Origin of the sequence: Agrobacterium albertimagni AOL15 (assembly GCF_000300855.1) — a bacterium.
Lineage (GTDB): Bacteria > Pseudomonadota > Alphaproteobacteria > Rhizobiales > Rhizobiaceae > Allorhizobium > Allorhizobium albertimagni.
In genome coordinates this window covers 115,713-133,111 of the sequence record NZ_ALJF01000002.1, presented here as the reverse complement: position 1 = coordinate 133,111, position 17,399 = coordinate 115,713, and the positions used below count along the sequence as shown (strand labels likewise).

Here is a 17,399-nt window from a genome sequence, read left to right as displayed (position 1 = left end):
CTATCACGTCCTCCTCATCATGGAGGAGATGGTACGCATGTCGATAGCTCTGATCGCGCTGCTCTTTGCGGCGGGCTTCCTGTCTGGCGCAGTCAATGCGATCGCTGGCGGCGGGACCTTCCTCACTTTCGGCGCACTGACACTTGTTGGCCTTCCGCCGATCAGCGCCAACGCCACCTCCTCGGTCACTCAGATCCCCGGTTACATCACATCGACGCTCGCCTATGGCAAGGAATTGCGGGCCATGGGACGCGGGGTCTGGGTCCTCGCCGCCGTTTCGGCCGTCGGGGCTCTCGGGGGCGCGCTGTTCCTGATTTCGCTCTCCAATCCCGCCTTCCGAACTATGGTGCCCTGGTTGCTGCTCGTCGCGACCGTGATCTTCGCGGCCGGGCCGAAGTTGAGGCCGAAGACACAAGGGGAGAGCCATCCGGCCAGCCCGCTCGGGCTTGCGCTGCAGGGTGTGACGTCCTTCTATGGCGGCTTCTTCGGCGCCGGCATGGGCATCATGATGCTGGCATCACTGGGCCTGGCGAGCGGCGGCGACTATCACCGCCTCAACGCGCTGAAAAACTTCCTGTCGATTGTCATCGCAGCCGTCGCGATCGTCGTCTTCGTCGGTGCGGGCGCGCTCTCCTGGCTTCACGCCCTGATCATGATCCCGGCCGTGGCCGCCGGCGGTTATGCAGGCGTGGCGATGGCCAGAAAGGTCCCCCAGGCCGTCTTGCGCTGGATTGTGGTCGCCGCAGGTCTGGCGCTTGCCGGCTACTACTTCGTAACCGGCTGATCGGGCAAGAGGTCAGGGCGCCGTTCGCGGGTGAGCTTCACCGCCTGCTCATGGCGCCATTTTTCAATGGCGGCATGATTTCCCGATGTTAGCACTTCGGGAATCTCCCGCCCTTCGAAGACCTGGGGGCGCGTGTATTGCGGATGTTCGAGCAAACCACCCTCGAAGCTCTCATGCACGCCGGACAACTGGTTGCCCATCACGCCGGGCAGGATGCGTACCACCGCATCGAGTAGCGTGAGCGCAGCGGGCTCACCGCCGGAAAGAATGTAGTCGCCGATCGAGACTTCTTCGAGCTGGCGCGCATCGATCACCCGTTGATCGACGCCTTCAAACCGACCGCAGACGATCACCACGCCTTCACCTGCGGCGAGTTGTCGAACGCGCTCCTGCGTCAGCGGACGACCGCGCGGGCTCATCAGCAGCCGCGGCCGTCCATCGTCGGCTATGGAATCGATCGCACGCGCCAGCACATCAGGACGCAGCACCATGCCGGCACCGCCACCCGACGGGGTATCGTCGACGCTCCGATGTTTGTCTTCGGCGAAATCGCGGATTTGCACCGCCTCGATCCCCCAGTCCCCGCGCTCCAGGGCCCGGCCGGCGAGCGCCAGCCCGAGATGGCCCGGAAACATGTCCGGATAGAGCGTCAGGATGGAGGCCTTGAAAGGCATGGAGCGCTCAGCGGCCATTGTTCGGCCGCGGCTTGCCGCCGGCATTGCCGTAGGGCTTCTCTTCCCCGTCGTCCTTCAGGCCGGCTGCAATTGGATCGACGAGCAGACGACCGCCTTCGAGATCGATCTCAAGCACGGCGGCTTCGGAAAAGGGAATGAGCACGGGCCGCTTGCCGGGGCCCTTCAACTCGAGCAGGTCACCGGCGCCGAAATCATAGACGGCGGTCACCGCGCCGTAGTGATTGTTCTCGGCGTCATAGACCTCAAGGCCTTCGAGATCGGCATAGTAGAATTCGTCCTCATCGAGATCGTCATCCGGCAGCGCATCCCGGTCGACAAAAAGCTCGGTGCCGTTGAGTGCTTCGGCGGCATTGCGATCGTTGACCCCGCGAAAACGCACGACGGCCACCGTCTTGCCGTCACGGATCTCGAGAATCTCGAACTTTCGCCCGTCAGCCGCATAGAGGACGCCATAGTCGCCGAGACCGAGCGGATCCTCGGTGAAGGCCTTGACCCGCACCTCGCCCCGGAGCCCCTGGGCGGCACCGATCACGGCCATCAGTATCGGATTTTCAAGCTTGCTCATGAGTGGGAACGGTCCTGCACACGTCTCGGTTCGCCATTCCTTTTATACCAAGTGTCGATGATAGGAACCCATAGGATCGGCTCGACTGCCCTTTCTGGCTAGCAGAGGTCCGAAGAGCGATGCTGGCGCATCGGTCAAGGAGCTCGACGACGCCAGAACGGGCGGGAAGCCGAAAAGGTGGCTTATTGTGGCCCTCTGGCGTTGTTGCGCCGCTTGGCCGATGCGACAGCATCGCCCGGCGCGCCCGCCTAGCCAGAAACCCACAATAAGCCATCCTATCGGTTCCTATCATCGACACTTGGTATTAGGCGGAAGCGACCGGAAAGAAAATGCAAAAACGGGCGGTGGGATGACCCACCGCCCGCTGAAAACGGCTATTTGCCGATTATTCTGCAGCGGCTTCCGAAGCGGCGGCAGCAGCGTCAGCAGCCTTCTGGGCACGCTCGGCAGCGCGCTCCTGAGCCTTCTTGCCCGGCTTTGCCTTGTCCGGGTTGCTGCGGGTGGCGCGCTCGGCGAGACCAGCTTCAGCCATGAAGCGCAGAACGCGGTCGGTCGGCTGTGCGCCCTTGGCAACCCAAGCCTTGATGGCTTCGGCGTCCAGCTCGACGCGCTTTTCGTTGTCCTTGCCGAGCATCGGATTCCAGGAACCGACCTTGTCGAGGAAACGGCCGTCGCGCGGCGAACGGGCGTCGGCAACGACGATCTGGTAGTAGGGGCGCTTCTTGGAACCACCGCGGGCGAGACGAATCTTGAGGGACATTGCATTACTCCTTAGGTTTTCGATGCAGGCTGCCGGGGCATACCTGTTTTTCTTGTTGAGGCCGCCGTCAGGCGGTCTTTTCGGTTGCACCGCCATGTTCGGCGGCAATGGCTTCATGATGCCGGATGACTTCCTTGATGATGAAGTTCAGGAACTTCTCGGCGAAATCCGGGTCCAGATTGGCATCCTGAGCCAGACGGCGCAGGCGGGTGATCTGGTATTCCTCGCGCGCCGGATCGGCGGGCGGCAATTCGTGTGTGGCCTTCAGCACGCCGACGGCCTTGGTGCAGCGGAAGCGCTCCGCCAGCATGTGGACCAGCGCCGCGTCGATATTGTCGATCGACTGGCGATAGCCTGACAGTTGCTCCTTGACGGACGGATCAATCATCGGCGCGCCCTCACTTCTTCTTCGGCAGGCCGGGGAGCCCCGGGAAACCACCACCACCGAGGCCAGGAAGCTTCGGACCGCCAAGACCAGGCAATCCACCGGCGCCGAGGCCCGGCAAACCACCCGGCTTGATGCCAGCGGCTTCCGCCTGCTTGGCAAGCGCTTCGAGCTGCTTCGGGTCCATCTTCGACAGATCCGGCATGCCCATGCCGCCACCCATGCCGCCGAGGCCCATCTTAGAAGCGAGACCGCCCATCATCTGCTTCATCATGCCGCCGCCCTTCTTGCCGCCCATGGCTTTCATCATGTCGGCCATCTGGCGATGCATCTTGAGCAGTTTATTGATGTCGGAGGCATCGGTGCCGGAGCCGGCTGCGATGCGCTTCTTGCGGGAATGCTTCAAGACGTCAGGATTGGCGCGTTCGGCCTTGGTCATCGAGGAGATGATCGCGAGCTGGCGCTTGAATACCTTGTCGTCGAGACCGGCGGCCGAGATCTTGTCCTTCATGCCGGCCATGCCCGGCATCATGCCCATGATACCGCCCATGCCGCCCATGGCCTGCATCTGCTTGATCTGTTCGGCGAGGTCGTTGAGGTCGAACTTGCCCTTGGCCATCTTCTCGGCCATGGCGCGGGCCTTGTCCGCGTCGATGTTCTCGGCGGCCTTTTCGACCAGCGAAACGATGTCGCCCATGCCGAGGATGCGGTCGGCGATACGGCGCGGATGGAACTCGTCGAGCTCCGACATCTTTTCGCCGACACCGATCAGCTTGATCGGCTTGCCGGTAACGGCACGCATCGAAAGGGCAGCACCACCGCGACCATCGCCGTCCATGCGGGTCAGAACGAGGCCTGTGATGCCGACGCGTTCGTCGAAGTTGCGGGCGAGATTGACGGCGTCCTGACCGGTGAGCGAGTCGGCGACCAGCAGGATTTCATGTGGCTTGGAGCGGGCCTTGATCTCGGCCATCTCGATCATCAGCGGCTCGTCGATATGCGTACGGCCGGCGGTGTCGAGGATGACCACGTCATGGCCGCCAAGCTTCGCGGCTTGCACAGCACGCGATGCAATATCGGTCGGCGACTGGCCGGCAATAACAGGCAGCGTGTCGACGCCCGTCTGTACCCCGAGCTGGCGAAGCTGTTCCTGGGCGGCCGGACGACGCGTGTCGAGCGAGGCCATCAGGACCTTCTTCTTGTCGCGATCCGTCAGGCGCTTGGCGATCTTGCCGGTGGTGGTCGTCTTACCCGAGCCCTGCAGACCGACCATCATGATGACGACCGGCGCTGCGGCATTGAGATCGATCGACACGCCTTCCGTGCCGAGCATTTCGACCAGCTCGTCATGGACGATCTTGACGACCATCTGGCCGGGCTTGATCGATTTCAGGACCGAGGCCCCAACGGCCTTTTCGCGAACCTTTTCAGTGAAGGCGCGGACCACTTCGAGAGCGACGTCGGCCTCGAGAAGAGCACGACGGACCTCGCGCAGAGCTGCCGAGACATCCGCCTCGGACAGCGCGCCACGGCCGGTCAGTCCACTCAGAATGGATCCAAGACGGTCCTGGAGGTTCTCAAACATCGGCTCTTCCTTGCATGGTTTCGGACACCCGAAACCTCGGTCTTCTCCGCGCGGAAAACAAGACGCAAAGCCAAAAAGCACCCGAGGGCGCAACGCGCTGTCGGGTGTTGACCTCCGGGATCTCTTTATACCTTCACGGGTCCCGGTCGGCGGCTCGGAGTGCTTGTCTCTTCGCAGATTGCGGCGGATAAACAGGAAAACGGCCAGGAAGTCAAGCGAAGTCCTGCGAAACAGGGACTTCACGCGGAGTTGACGATCTGCTGCCCGCCCATTGTCGTACAACCGGCAGAACCACATATGGGTGTGCAATGAACAGACGCAGCTTTCTCAAATGGTCGGGCTTCAGCCTCGTTGCCGCAACACTCGGAGGTCTCGGCTTGCGCGAGGCACATGCGGGCAACCGCTATTATTCCGGCCCCATCTCGGATCATTTCGATGGCAAGGTGTTCTTCAACCCAGGTGGCGAAGAGCCCCGTGGTCTCTCCGATCTGCTCCGCTGGCAGTTCGGCGGCGGCAAGATGGAATGGCCGAAACCAGTCACGGCCGCCGACGTCGTGACGACGAAGCCGGAACCCCGCGTTGAAGGAAGCCGGCTTGTCGTCACCATGGTCGGCCATGCGACGCTTCTTATCCAGACGGCCGGACTGAACATCCTGACTGACCCAGTCTGGTCGGAACGCGCGAGCCCTGTGCCCTTTGCCGGGCCGAAACGCAACAATCCGCCCGGCGTCGCCTTCGATGACCTGCCGAAGATCGACATCGTCATCGTGACCCACAATCACTACGACCATCTCGACGTCGCGACGCTCAACAAGATTGTACGTGCACACAATCCGCAAATCATCACACCGCTCGGCAATGACACGATCATTCGTGCGGAAAATCCCTTTTCCCGGACCGCCGTCATGGACTGGGGCGATCGGCTCGACCTCGAAGGTGGCTTCGTCGTCCACTGCGAGCCCTGCCATCACTGGTCCGCACGCGGCATGGGTGACAGGCGCATGGCACTCTGGGCCGCCTTCGTCATCGAAACGCCCGGCGGAAAGATCTACCACATTGGCGATACCGGTTATGCCGAAGGCAAGCATTATCGCGAAGTCAGGGAAAAGCATGGCGACATCAGGCTCGCGATCATGCCGATCGGTGCCTATGAGCCGCGCTGGTTCATGAAGGCGCAGCACCAGAACCCGGAGGAGGCGATTTCAGGCTTTCGTTCGAGCGGCGCGGCTTTCGGCATCGGCCACCATTTCGGCACCTTCCAGCTGACCAATGAAGGCATCGACGATCCACCGAAAGCACTGGGCGTGGCGATGTCAGCCGCCGGAATTGGCGCGGACCGCTTCAAGGGCCTGCGCCCCGGCCAGCAGTTCGAGGTGCCGCGCGCCGGCGCCTGAGCCGAACGTTCCGCGTTGACAGGCCGAGCTCTTTTGGCCAGACTTCAGACATTCACCAGGGGTGTCCCGACAAGGGGCTGAGATTTCGCTACGCCAAACCGCAAGGGACAAGCAGCGCGATGACCCGTTGAACCTGATCCAGTTCATACTGGCGTAGGGACGGTGCGAGCGCTGCAAAAACGATGATTCGGAATCCGAATCCCGTGGCGTCTTTCCATCATTCCGGCTGACATGACTGGGTCTCCAACCTGAACACTTGGAGCTCCACGATGAACATTGCCCCTGACTTCAACAGGCCCGACGTTACCACCGGGCCGCTTCCCGCCTCGACCAAGATTTTCCTGCCCGGGGAAATGCACCCGGATATCCGCGTGCCCCTGCGCCAGATCGCCCTGCACCCGACCTCCGGCGAACCGCCTGTCAATGTCTATGACGCGTCAGGTCCCTATACCGACCCGCAGGCGACCATCGCCATCGACCAGGGGCTTTCCCGGCACCGGACGGCCTGGGTCAAGACACGCGGCGATGTCGAGGCCTATGACGGCCGCGCGGTCAAACCCGAGGACAACGGCTTTGTCTCTGCCGAAAAGATGACGCCGGTGTTTCCCGTGAAACATCAACCCCTTCGGGCAACGGGTGGCAAGGCCGTGACGCAGCTGGCTTATGCCCGCGCTGGCATCATCACGCCGGAAATGGAATATGTGGCGATCCGCGAAAACCTTGGCCGCAAGGCAGCGAAGGAAGCGCTCATCCGCGACGGCGAGAGTTTTGGAGCTGCGATCCCCGATCACGTGACGCCGGAATTCGTCCGCCAGGAGATCGCCCAGGGACGGGCGATAATCCCCGCCAACATCAACCATCCGGAACTCGAGCCGATGATCATCGGCCGGAATTTCCTGGTGAAGATCAACGCCAATATCGGCAATTCCGCCGTCACCTCCTCCATGGCCGAGGAAGTCGAGAAGATGGTCTGGGCGATCCGCTGGGGTGCCGACACGGTCATGGATCTCTCGACCGGCCGCAACATTCACAACATCCGCGACTGGATCATCCGCAATGCGCCCGTGCCGATCGGCACGGTACCGCTCTACCAGGCGCTGGAAAAGGTCGGCGGCATTGCCGAGGATCTCAATTGGGAGGTCTATCGCGACACGCTGATCGAGCAGGCTGAGCAAGGCGTCGACTATTTCACCATCCATGCCGGTGTCAGGCTGCATTACATCCCGCTCACCGTCAACCGCGTCACCGGCATCGTTTCGCGCGGCGGCTCGATCATGGCCAAGTGGTGTTTGCATCATCACAAGGAGAGCTTCCTTTACGAGCATTTCGAGGAAATCTGCGACATCTGCCGCGCTTACGATGTCTCTTTCTCGCTCGGTGACGGTCTGCGTCCTGGCTCGATTGCCGATGCCAATGATGCCGCCCAGTTTGCCGAACTCGAAACGCTTGGTGAACTCACGCAGATCGCTTGGGGCAAAGACTGCCAGGTGATGATCGAAGGTCCCGGCCATGTTCCCATGCACAAGATCAAAGAGAACATGGACAAGCAGCTGAAGACCTGCGGCGAGGCGCCTTTCTACACACTAGGGCCGCTCACGACAGATATCGCACCGGGCTATGACCACATCACCTCCGGCATTGGTGCCGCGATGATCGGCTGGTTCGGCACGGCCATGCTCTGCTACGTCACGCCGAAGGAGCATCTGGGGCTGCCGGACCGCAACGACGTGAAAACCGGTGTCATCACCTACAAGATCGCAGCCCATGCCGCCGATCTCGCCAAGGGTCATCCGGCAGCGCAATTGCGCGATGATGCGCTTTCCCGCGCCCGCTTCGAATTCCGCTGGGAAGACCAGTTCAACCTGTCGCTCGACCCGGAAACCGCGCGCTCCATGCATGACGAAACCCTGCCGAAGGAGGCACACAAGGTCGCGCATTTCTGCTCGATGTGCGGGCCGAAATTCTGCTCGATGCGGATCTCGCATGACATCCGCGCAGAGGCCCAGAAGGAGGGCCTGACCGCCATGGCGGAGAAATACCGCGCCGGCGGCGATCTCTACATGACAGCAGACGAGATCACCGCCCTCGATGCTGGGGAGCGGTCATGACCGTTCTCGTAAAAGGCGCCGGTGTCGCAGGGCTGGCGACCGCGCTGGAACTGGCGCGCAGGGGTATCCCTGTTGAGGTCGTGGAGCGCCGGGCCGATATCGGGCTTGGTGCATCCCATTGGGCAGGCGGCATGCTCGCCCCCTATTGCGAGCGGGAAACGGCAGAAGAGATTGTGCTGACATCAGGCCTTGCCGCCGCCGACTGGTGGGATGAGGCCGTGCCCGATCTCGTCCAGCGCCGGGGCACGCTTGTGCTGGCCAATCCCCGCGATCTTGCAGACCTCAAGCGCTTTGCGAGCCGCACGCGCGGCCATCGCTGGCTGGGCGAGGAGGAAATCGGAGACCTCGAACCCGATCTCGCTGGGCGCTTCGGCACTGGCCTCTTCTTTTGTGAGGAGGCCCATCTCGATCCCCGCAAGGCATTGCGGGGTCTCTACGATGCGGCAAGGCAGCTCGGTGGCTCCTTCCGCTTCGGGGAGGAGGCCGGTGATGCGGGAGACTATGCGAGGGTGATCGATTGCCGTGGGCCACAGGCGATCGGTGACATCGAAGGCTTACGCGGGGTGCGCGGCGAGATGCTCTATCTGGAAACGCCCGAGGTGGGCCTCTCCCGTCCCGTGCGCCTCCTGCATCCCCGCCACCCGCTCTACATCGTACCGCGCGGCAACGGGCTGTTCATGCTGGGCGCGACCATGATCGAGGCTGAGGATGACGGGCCGATCACGGCGCGTTCGATGATGGAGCTGCTCAACACCGCCTATGCCCTGCACCCGGCCTTTGCCGAGGCGCGCATTGTGGAAACCGGCACCGGCATCCGCCCGGCTTTCGCAGACAACGTGCCGCGCATCGTTGAGACGGTAGAGGGATTGGCCGTCGCCGGCATGCACCGCCACGGCTTTCTGCTCGCCCCAGCCTTGGCCCGCGAAGCGGCGGAGAAGATTTCGACCACCCACGCCCTGGAGAAAAGGAGGACCGCATGAAGCTCATCGTGAATGGAGACGCCCTGGAGCTGGAGGCGGCAAGCCTCGCCGATCTGCTCTTGAAGCTGGACTACGAAGGCGACTGGCTGGCAACCGCCGTCAATGGCGAGCTGGTTCACCGCGAGGAGCGAGCCGCCCATCCTCTGAACGATGGCGACCGGATCGAAATCCTTTCGCCCATGCAGGGAGGCTGAGATGGCCCTGGAACTCTACGGCAAGACCGTCACCTCGCGCCTCCTGCTCGGCACAGCCCGCTACCCCTCGCCATCAGTGCTGGCGGAGGCTGTGCGGCGATCGAGGACCGAGATCGTAACCGTTTCCCTTCGCCGGGAAACCGCGGGCGGCAAGACGGGCGGCGCCTTCTTCCAGATGATCCGGGATCTCGGTGTTCATGTTCTGCCCAACACGGCAGGCTGCCACAGCGCGCGCGAGGCGGTGCTAACGGCGAAGATGGCGCGGGAGGTGTTTGGCACCACCTGGATCAAGCTCGAGGTGATCGGCCATCACGACACGCTGCAGCCTGACGTTTTCGAACTGGTGGAAGCGGCAAAGATCCTGGTTACCGAGGGCTTCGAGGTTTTCCCCTACACCACCGACGATCTGGTGGTCGGGGAGAAACTGCTCGCTGCCGGATGCCGGGTGCTGATGCCCTGGTGCGCGCCGATCGGCAGCGCCATGGGGCCGCAGAACGTGGCCGCGCTCAAATCCATGCGGGCGGAATTCCCCGACGTGCCGCTGATCGTCGATGCCGGCATCGGACGCCCGTCCCATGCGACTGTTGTGATGGAGCTCGGCTATGACGCCGTGCTGCTCAACACCGCTGTTGCCTCGGCCGGTGATCCGGCCGCGATGGCAGAGGGTTTTGCCAAGGCCATCGAGGCGGGGCATATCGCCCATCAAGCCGGCATGCTGGAACCGCGTGATATGGCCGTGCCATCCACGCCTGTGATCGGAAAGGGGATCTTCGCATGAAGCTCGATCCCTTCTACCTCATCGTTGACAGCGCCGACTGGATTGAGCGGCTGGTGCCGCTGGGCGTCAAGCTGGTGCAGCTGCGGATGAAGGACGCGAATGACACCGTTCTTCGCCAGCACATCCGCCGCGCCCGGCAATGCTGTGCCGATCATAGCTGCCAGCTCATCGTCAACGACTTCTGGCAGATCGCCATCGACGAGGCCTGCGACTTCGTGCATCTCGGCCAGGAGGATCTGGCAACGGCGGATCTCGCCGCCATCCGGAATGCGGGCCTGAAACTAGGCCTCTCCACCCATGACGAGGCCGAACTCGAAACGGCGCTGGCCGCCAAGCCTGACTATATCGCGCTTGGCCCCGTCTATCCGACGATCCTGAAAAAGATGCCCTGGGCGCCGCAGGGCCTAGAACGGCTGACATCCTGGAAGGAAAAGATCGGCCCCCTACCCCTGGTCGCGATCGGCGGGCTTCGCCCCGACCGGCTTCCCGGCGTCTTTGCAACAGGTGCCGACAGTGCAGCCGTGGTCACCGACATCACGCTCAATGCCGATCCCGAGGCGCGAACCCGGGAATGGCTTGATGTGACCGAGCCGTGCCGTTGACCATGGTCGCGCAGTTTTGCCCGCTCTACTGGTAATTCCGCTGCATTTCCGCCATATAGGCTGAAAATGCAGCTTTCTGGAGTGACGATGTCGGATCGGGTCGAATTCGCTAGGATGAACGGGCTTGGCAACAAGATCCTGGTCGTCGACATGCGCGGTCGCACCGATCGGGTCACGCCGGCTGCGGCGATCGCGCTCGCCGCCGACCCCTCGACCGCTTTCGACCAGATCATGGCGATCCATGATCCGAAGGTGGATGGTACGGACGCGTATATCGACATCCTGAACTGCGACGGCTCGAAGGCCCAGGCCTGTGGCAATGGCACCCGCTGCGTGGTGCAGGCGCTTGCCAGTGAAACCGGCCGCAAGAGCTTCACCTTCCAGACCATCGCCGGCATTCTGAATGCCGTCGAACATGCGGATGGCACGATCTCCGTCGACATGGGCAAGCCCGTCTTTGCCTGGGACAAGATCCCGCTCTCAGAAGAATTCCACGACACCAGCCGCATCGAGCTGCAGATCGGCCCGATCGACGCACCGATCCTGCATTCGCCCTCGGCCATGTCGATGGGCAATCCGCATGCGGTCTTCTGGGTCGATCGCGATCCCATGACCTATGATCTGGAACGCTTCGGCCCGCTCCTGGAAAACCATCCGATCTTCCCGGAAAAGGCCAATATCACGCTGGCTCAGCTCACCTCGAAGACATCAATGGTAACACGCACCTGGGAACGCGGCGCCGGCCTGACCCTCGCCTGCGGGTCTGCCGCCTGCGCCGCTGGTGTATCCGCCGCGCGCACCGGCCGCACCGAGCGCAAGGTGACGATCACCGTCGCTTCGAGTCCGAACCGCGGCACGCTGACCATCGACTGGCGCCCTGATGATAAGGTCGTCATGACCGGCCCGGCCGAATGGGAATGGTCCGGCACGGTTGATCCGACGACCGGTGCCTGGCAGCGCGACGAGAGCGGCCAAGCAGAGGCCGCCACCCCGTGACCTCTGCGCGACAAGGCGCTGTCGAGGTCATCACCTTCGGCTGTCGCCTGAACACCTATGAATCCGAGGTCATGAAAGCCGAGGCCGCCAAGGCCGGCCTCGACAATGCGATCCTCGTCAACACCTGTGCCGTGACGTCAGAAGCCGTGCGTCAGGCGCGCCAGGCGATCCGCCGGGCACGCCGGGAAAACCCGGAAGCCCGTATCATCGTCACCGGTTGTGCTGCCCAGACGGAGGCTGACACCTTCGCCGCCATGGCCGAGGTCGACGCCGTGCTTGGCAATGAGGAAAAGCTGAAGGCCGAGCACTATCGCCGCCTGCCGGACTTCGGCGTCTCGGCGGAAGAGAAAGTGGCTGTCAACGACATCATGAGCGTGACCGAGACGGCACCGCAGATGGTGGCCCATATCGACGGCCATGTGCGCGGCTTCCTGCAGGTGCAGAACGGCTGCGACCACCGTTGCACCTTCTGCATCATCCCCTATGGCCGTGGCAATTCTCGCTCAGTGCCGATGGGCGCCGTCGTCGAGCAGGCGCGCAAGCTCGTCGAGAACGGCTATCGCGAGGTGGTACTAACGGGGGTGGACGCGACGAGTTATGGCGCTGACCTGCCCGGCAATCCGACGCTCGGCCTTCTCGCCAAGACGCTCCTGAAGCAGGTGCCGGAGATCCTGCGCCTCCGCCTCTCCTCGATCGACAGCATCGAGGCGGACAGCCATCTCTTCGACCTGATTGCCGATGAGCCGCGCTTCATGCCGCATCTGCATCTGTCGCTGCAGCATGGCGACGACATGATCCTGAAGCGCATGAAACGGCGGCATTCGCGCGCCGATGCCATTACCTTTGCCGAACAGGTCCGGCGCCTGCGGCCCGGCTTTGCCTTCGGCGCCGACATGGTCGCCGGTTTCCCGACGGAGACCGATGAGATGGCGGCAAACTCCGCGCGCCTCGCCGAGGAGATCGGCATCGCACATCTGCATGTCTTTCCCTACAGCCCGCGTCCAGGGACCCCGGCAGCCCGCATGCCGCAGCTCGATCGGGCACTCGTCAAGGCGCGTGCGGCAGAACTTCGGGCCACCGCCGATCGATTGCAGGCTATCCATCTCGCTGCGCATATAGGCAGCCGGCAGAAGCTGCTGGTCGAGCGCAACGAAATGGCGCATACGGAAGACTTCACCCTCGTTGCAGCGCCCGGAATGACACCCGGCAGCCTCATCGAGGTCTCGATCGGCGGCCACACCGGGCGCCATCTGACGATTGCATCGGCAGCGGCAAGCGCTGCTGCCTGACAGACGGAATAGAGTGACCATGGCCCTCGGCTTCATCAAGAAAGTCTTCACCTTCGGCAAGGAGAAGGCTGCCCAGACGACGCCCGATGCCTCTGAAGACAAGGCGCCGGTGCCGCAAAGCGAGATCCCGGTCCTTTCAGGCGCATCGCACGTTCATCTTGAAGACTTGCCTTTGGCCGATGATCCTGTCCTTGCCGAGGAAATGGATACCGCCGGAGGCCCGTCACCGGATCTTGAAGCGGAACAGGACCAGCCTGAGGCATCGGAGCTGACGATCACAGAGCATGCGGATCTCGAAATGGTGCCGCTGGCGCTTCTCGAGGCGGAAGAGGTGGCCGAGCAAGACGAGAGCCTTGCCACCGGCGAGCCGGTCGAATCCCCGGTGCTGCCCTTCCACGAAAATCCGGTTCAGCCGGCCGATGTATCGCAGGGCGTGATCGCCGAAGCGATTGACCCGACGGAAACTCCAGTGCCTGTCTCGCTCCCGAAGGGGTTCTCGACGGCGGAGACTATGCCGCTGCCCCCAGTCGCCGAGCTTCCGCAGGTCAAACAAACCTGGTTTCAGCGACTGACCGCTGGCCTTTTCCGCACCTCCTCGCAACTGACAGGTCAGATCACCGCTCTCTTTACCAAGCGCAAGCTCGACGACGAAACGCTGGAGGAACTGGAGGATCTGCTGATCCAGGCCGACCTCGGCGTCGAAACCGCCCTGCGCGTCACCGACACGCTGGCATCCGAACGCTACGGCAAGGATGTGACCGGCGAGGACGTCACCAAGATCATGGCGACCGAAATCGTCAAGGTGCTGAAGCCGGTCGCCAAGCCGCTGGCCCTTGATCTCAGCCACAAGCCGCACGTCATCCTTGTCGTCGGCGTCAACGGCACCGGCAAGACGACGACGATCGGCAAGCTCGCCGCCAAGCTTTCGGGCTCCGGTCTGAAGGTGATGCTGGCGGCCGGCGATACCTTCCGTGCCGCTGCCATCGAGCAGCTGAAGATCTGGGCGGACCGCACCGGCTCGACCTTCCTCGGCACCAAGCTCGGCGCCGATGCGGCAGGCCTTGCCTACGAAGCCTTCGAAAAAGCCAGGGCTGACAAAGCCGACGTGCTGATCATCGACACCGCCGGCCGGTTGCAGAACAAGGCCGAGCTGATGGCGGAACTGGAAAAGATCGTCCGCGTTCTCGGCAAGCTCGATCCGGATGCGCCGCATACCGTGCTGCAGACCCTCGACGCGACCACCGGCCAGAACGCCCTCCAACAGGTCGAGATCTTCCGCAATGTGGCGGGTGTAAACGGCCTGATCATGACCAAGCTCGACGGCACGGCGCGCGGCGGCATCCTGGTTGCCATCGCCGCCAAACACAAGCTGCCCGTCTATTTCATCGGCGTCGGCGAAGGCATCGACGACCTCGAACCCTTTGAGGCGGAAGACTTCGCCAGCGCCATTGCCGGCATCGCGCGCTGAGCGCCGGAAACTTTAGGAAACGACATCATGTCGGACACATCCACCGATACCCACGCCTCCAAGGTCGAGAAACAGAATCCCTTGCTGAAGATGGCGCTCGAACTAGGGCCACTCTTGATCTTCTTCTTCGGCAACCTGCGCGGCGAATGGCTGGCCAAGACCTTTCCAGCACTGACCGCGATCGGTGGCCCGCTTCTCATCGCGACCGCCCTCTTCATGGTCGCAACCGTGCTCTCGCTGATCGTCTCGAAAATCGTATTCAAGCACCTGCCGGTCATGCCCTTCGTCTCGGGCATCGTCGTTCTGGTCTTCGGCGGACTGTCGATCTGGCTGCAGGACGACACCTTCATCAAGATGAAGCCGACCATCGTCAACACGCTCTTCGGCGTCGTTCTGCTCGGCGGCCTCGCCTTTGGTACCTCGCTTCTCGGTTACGTCTTCAACGCTGCCTTCCAGCTCGACGCTGAAGGCTGGCGAAAACTGACGCTTCGCTGGGGCATCTTCTTCCTCTTCCTCGCCGTGTTGAACGAGGTCGTCTGGCGCAATTTTTCGGATGACGTCTGGGTCAACTTCAAGGTCTGGGGCACCATGCCGATCACCATCCTCTTCACGCTTGCCCAGATGCCGCTGATCATGAAGCACTCGCTGGAAGAGAAGGAAGCGGAATGACCGCGACAGCGAGCCGGCAAGGCGACAACACGACGGCACGGTTCTGGCTCGCGGTGACGGTGATCATCGTTCTGGTGCAGGTGCTGGCCCAATATCTGATGGGGCGGCTCTGGATCTGCGAATGCGGCTATGTGAAGCTCTTCGAAGCCGGCGTGAATACGCCCGGGAATTCCCAGCATCTCTTCGATTGGTACACGCCGTCGCATATCATCCACGGCTTCCTCTTCTACGGCCTCGGCTGGCTCGTGCTGCGCCGGAAGCCGCTCACGGCAAAGCTCGCGCTCGCAGCCCTGATCGAAGCCGGCTGGGAAATCCTGGAAAACTCGCCCATCGTGATCGACCGCTACCGGACGGCCACAATGGCGGTCGGCTATAGCGGCGACAGCATCCTGAATTCGGGGATGGACATGATGGCGATGATCGCCGGATTCTTTTTTGCGGCGCGCGCGCCGATCTGGCTCACCGTTGCGATCGCAATCGCATTCGAGATCCTGACGGCTTTCGTCATCCGCGATAACCTGACGCTCAATGTCGTCATGCTGGTTTGGCCGATCGAGGCGGTGAAGACGTGGCAGGGAGCGCTCTGATCGAGGAGGCTCAGCTGCCGGCAAGCGCCTTTTCGATCGCCGGCATCAGCTGCGTCTGAAAGCTCTCCGGATCGAAGGGCCCGACCTTCTTGTAGAGGATCATGCCATCGGCACCCACGAGGTAGCTCTCCGGAATGCCATAGACGCCCCAATCAATGGCAGCCTTGCCATTGGGATCAACCCCAATCGCATCGTAGGGATTGCCGAGTTCACCAAGAAACCGCAGGGCGTTGTCGTTGCGGTCCTTGTAGTTGATGCCGACAACATTGACGCGCGGATCCTTGGACAGCTCGAGTAGCATCGGGTGCTCCTGGCGGCAGGGCACGCACCAGGAGGCAAACACGTTGACCAGTGTCAGCTTGCCGGAAATGGCCGCGGTGGTCAGTGCCGGGAGCTCGGAGCCCTCAAGGGCAACGAGGTCAAGGACCGGTGCCTTCGTCCCAATCAGCGCCGACGGGATCTCCGATACGTCGCGACCGGACTGGAGCTGCGTCATGAAGACCGCTGCCAGGCCGGCAAACAGCAGAAGCGGCAGGGCGGCAATCAAGTAACGCCCACGCCCCGTGGAACCGGCAGCTTCGCTTTCGGTCTGCTCGGTCATGCAGGCGTGTCCTGTCCAGCAGAGGCCGAACGGCGGCGAATGCCCTGCCCTTCCAGTGCCTTCAATTCCGCCTGCCGTGCCCGACCATCAAGATAGATCCAGACGGCCAGGCTGAGACAGATCGCGGCTGTCAGCACATAAGATCCAATGACATAGAAGCCGTGGGTCATGACTGGTGTTCCCGGCCAGCCTGACGCGCGGCCATGCGGCGCTGTGCCCCAACACGGCGACGCCAGATTTCGTTGCGCATCGCCATGAAGTGCAGCGTGAAGAAGAGAAGGGTGAAGGCGAGCGCCATCACAAGCAAGGGCCAGAGAAATTCGGGGTGAATGGTCGGGCCATCGAGGCGCATGACGCTGGCCGGCTGATGCAGCGTGTTCCACCAATCGACCGAGAACTTGATGATCGGAATGTTGACGAAGCCGACCAGGATCAGCACCGCACTGACCCGCGCAGCCTTGGACGGATCATCCATAGAACGATTGAGCGCGATCAAGCCGAGATACATCAGGAACAGCACGAAGACCGAGGTGAGGCGCGCATCCCAGACCCACCAGGTGCCCCACATCGGCTTGCCCCACAGCGAGCCGGTGACGAGAGCGATCAGCGTGAAGGCAGCGCCGAGCGGGGCAGCCGCCTTGTGACTGACATCCGCCAGCGGATGACGCCAGACCAGGGTGCCGATCGCCGAGATCGCCATCACGGAGTAACACATCATCGAGAGCCAGGCGGCAGGCACATGCACATACATGATGCGCACCGTATCGCCCTGCTGGTAGTCCGTTTCGGAGGTGAAGCCGAGATAGAGGCCCACCGCAAAGAGCAGCAATGTCACGCCCACGAACCACGGCAGAACCCGCGCGACAAAAGCGAGGAATCGCGTCGGATTGGCGAGATCGATGATCTTGGTCACGGCAAGGCTACTGTCGGTCATGTCTTGTTCTAGCGTGTCTCAGGCG

Annotated in this window: 20 protein-coding genes and 1 riboswitch; of the genes, 12 read left to right on the top strand and 8 right to left on the bottom strand. The window is 62.5% G+C overall.

Going from position 1 to position 17,399, the window contains the following annotated elements; all coding sequences use genetic code 11:
* Window positions 1-37: 37 nt before the first annotated feature.
* The gene (locus QWE_RS01435; RefSeq protein ID WP_006724278.1) at window positions 38-784 is read left to right on the top strand and encodes a sulfite exporter TauE/SafE family protein; all 747 of its coding nucleotides are present in this window, start codon (window positions 38-40) and stop codon (window positions 782-784) included.
* Here the strand turns inward: QWE_RS01435 and trmD are convergent.
* The 5 genes from trmD to ffh form a co-directional block, all read right to left on the bottom strand.
* The gene (gene trmD, locus QWE_RS01430) at window positions 766-1,458 is read right to left on the bottom strand and encodes a tRNA (guanosine(37)-N1)-methyltransferase TrmD (protein ID WP_006724277.1); all 693 of its coding nucleotides are present in this window, start codon (window positions 1,456-1,458) and stop codon (window positions 766-768) included. The genes QWE_RS01435 and trmD overlap by 19 nt on opposite strands.
* A 7-nt stretch (window positions 1,459-1,465) precedes the next feature.
* Window positions 1,466-2,044 carry a ribosome maturation factor RimM gene (rimM, locus tag QWE_RS01425; protein ID WP_006724276.1) on the bottom strand — a complete coding sequence of 193 codons (579 nt, stop codon included), beginning with the start codon at window positions 2,042-2,044 and terminating at the stop codon, window positions 1,466-1,468.
* Window positions 2,045-2,429: 385 nt separating this feature from the next.
* The gene (gene rpsP, locus QWE_RS01420; RefSeq protein WP_006724274.1) at window positions 2,430-2,804 is read right to left on the bottom strand and encodes a 30S ribosomal protein S16; all 375 of its coding nucleotides are present in this window, start codon (window positions 2,802-2,804) and stop codon (window positions 2,430-2,432) included.
* Window positions 2,805-2,871: 67 nt separating this feature from the next.
* The gene (locus QWE_RS01415) at window positions 2,872-3,192 is read right to left on the bottom strand and encodes a chorismate mutase (protein ID WP_006724273.1); all 321 of its coding nucleotides are present in this window, start codon (window positions 3,190-3,192) and stop codon (window positions 2,872-2,874) included.
* A 10-nt stretch (window positions 3,193-3,202) separates the two neighbouring features.
* Entirely contained in the window at window positions 3,203-4,774 is a 1,572-nt protein-coding gene (gene ffh / locus QWE_RS01410; RefSeq protein ID WP_006724272.1) for a signal recognition particle protein, read from the bottom strand.
* Window positions 4,775-5,082: 308 nt separating this feature from the next.
* Here ffh and QWE_RS01405 point away from each other — a divergent pair, with 308 nt between their 5' ends.
* The 11 genes from QWE_RS01405 to QWE_RS01355 all read left to right on the top strand — a co-directional run bounded on the left by QWE_RS01405 (window position 5,083) and on the right by QWE_RS01355 (window position 15,839).
* Entirely contained in the window at window positions 5,083-6,168 is a 1,086-nt protein-coding gene (locus QWE_RS01405; protein WP_006724271.1) for an MBL fold metallo-hydrolase, read from the top strand.
* A gap of 47 nt (window positions 6,169-6,215) precedes the next feature.
* Window positions 6,216-6,346: riboswitch (TPP riboswitch) on the top strand.
* A 91-nt stretch (window positions 6,347-6,437) separates the two neighbouring features.
* Window positions 6,438-8,276: a phosphomethylpyrimidine synthase ThiC gene (gene thiC, locus QWE_RS01400; RefSeq protein ID WP_006724270.1), complete on the top strand. Its 1,839-nt coding sequence runs from the start codon at window positions 6,438-6,440 to the stop codon at window positions 8,274-8,276.
* On the top strand, window positions 8,273-9,256 hold the full coding sequence (thiO, locus tag QWE_RS01395) for a glycine oxidase ThiO (RefSeq protein ID WP_006724269.1): 984 nt from the start codon (window positions 8,273-8,275) through the stop codon (window positions 9,254-9,256). Before thiC ends, thiO begins: the two co-directional genes overlap by 4 nt.
* A complete protein-coding gene (thiS, locus tag QWE_RS01390) occupies window positions 9,253-9,450 on the top strand; it encodes a sulfur carrier protein ThiS (RefSeq protein ID WP_006724268.1) in 198 nt (65 codons plus the stop codon). The genes thiO and thiS overlap by 4 nt, the downstream gene beginning before the upstream one ends.
* 1 nt (window position 9,451) lies before the next feature.
* Window positions 9,452-10,228 carry a thiazole synthase gene (locus tag QWE_RS01385; protein WP_006724267.1) on the top strand — a complete coding sequence of 259 codons (777 nt, stop codon included), beginning with the start codon at window positions 9,452-9,454 and terminating at the stop codon, window positions 10,226-10,228.
* Window positions 10,225-10,830 (top strand): thiamine phosphate synthase, encoded by a 606-nt coding sequence (locus QWE_RS01380; RefSeq protein ID WP_006724266.1) that lies wholly within the window; start codon window positions 10,225-10,227, stop codon window positions 10,828-10,830. Before QWE_RS01385 ends, QWE_RS01380 begins: the two co-directional genes overlap by 4 nt.
* Before the next feature lie 87 nt (window positions 10,831-10,917).
* A complete protein-coding gene (gene dapF, locus QWE_RS01375) occupies window positions 10,918-11,826 on the top strand; it encodes a diaminopimelate epimerase (protein WP_006724265.1) in 909 nt (302 codons plus the stop codon).
* Window positions 11,823-13,115: a tRNA (N(6)-L-threonylcarbamoyladenosine(37)-C(2))-methylthiotransferase MtaB gene (mtaB, locus tag QWE_RS01370; protein WP_006724264.1), complete on the top strand. Its 1,293-nt coding sequence runs from the start codon at window positions 11,823-11,825 to the stop codon at window positions 13,113-13,115. The genes dapF and mtaB overlap by 4 nt, the downstream gene beginning before the upstream one ends.
* Before the next feature lie 19 nt (window positions 13,116-13,134).
* A complete protein-coding gene (gene ftsY / locus QWE_RS01365; RefSeq protein WP_006724263.1) occupies window positions 13,135-14,583 on the top strand; it encodes a signal recognition particle-docking protein FtsY in 1,449 nt (482 codons plus the stop codon).
* A 27-nt stretch (window positions 14,584-14,610) separates the two neighbouring features.
* Complete coding sequence (locus QWE_RS01360) at window positions 14,611-15,252, top strand: septation protein A (RefSeq protein ID WP_006724262.1); 642 nt, start codon at window positions 14,611-14,613, stop codon at window positions 15,250-15,252.
* Complete coding sequence (locus QWE_RS01355) at window positions 15,249-15,839, top strand: DUF2585 domain-containing protein (protein ID WP_006724261.1); 591 nt, start codon at window positions 15,249-15,251, stop codon at window positions 15,837-15,839. The genes QWE_RS01360 and QWE_RS01355 overlap by 4 nt, the downstream gene beginning before the upstream one ends.
* Window positions 15,840-15,849: 10 nt before the next feature.
* Here QWE_RS01355 and QWE_RS01350 read toward each other — a convergent pair whose 3' ends face one another.
* The 3 genes from QWE_RS01350 to QWE_RS01340 are packed head-to-tail and all read right to left on the bottom strand — an operon-like array spanning window position 15,850 to window position 17,374.
* Window positions 15,850-16,440: a DsbE family thiol:disulfide interchange protein gene (locus tag QWE_RS01350; protein WP_006724260.1), complete on the bottom strand. Its 591-nt coding sequence runs from the start codon at window positions 16,438-16,440 to the stop codon at window positions 15,850-15,852.
* Window positions 16,437-16,610 carry a heme exporter protein CcmD gene (gene ccmD / locus QWE_RS01345; RefSeq protein ID WP_006724259.1) on the bottom strand — a complete coding sequence of 58 codons (174 nt, stop codon included), beginning with the start codon at window positions 16,608-16,610 and terminating at the stop codon, window positions 16,437-16,439. Before ccmD ends, QWE_RS01350 begins: the two co-directional genes overlap by 4 nt.
* Entirely contained in the window at window positions 16,607-17,374 is a 768-nt protein-coding gene (locus tag QWE_RS01340; protein WP_006724258.1) for a heme ABC transporter permease, read from the bottom strand. Before QWE_RS01340 ends, ccmD begins: the two co-directional genes overlap by 4 nt.
* Window positions 17,375-17,399 lie beyond the last annotated feature (25 nt).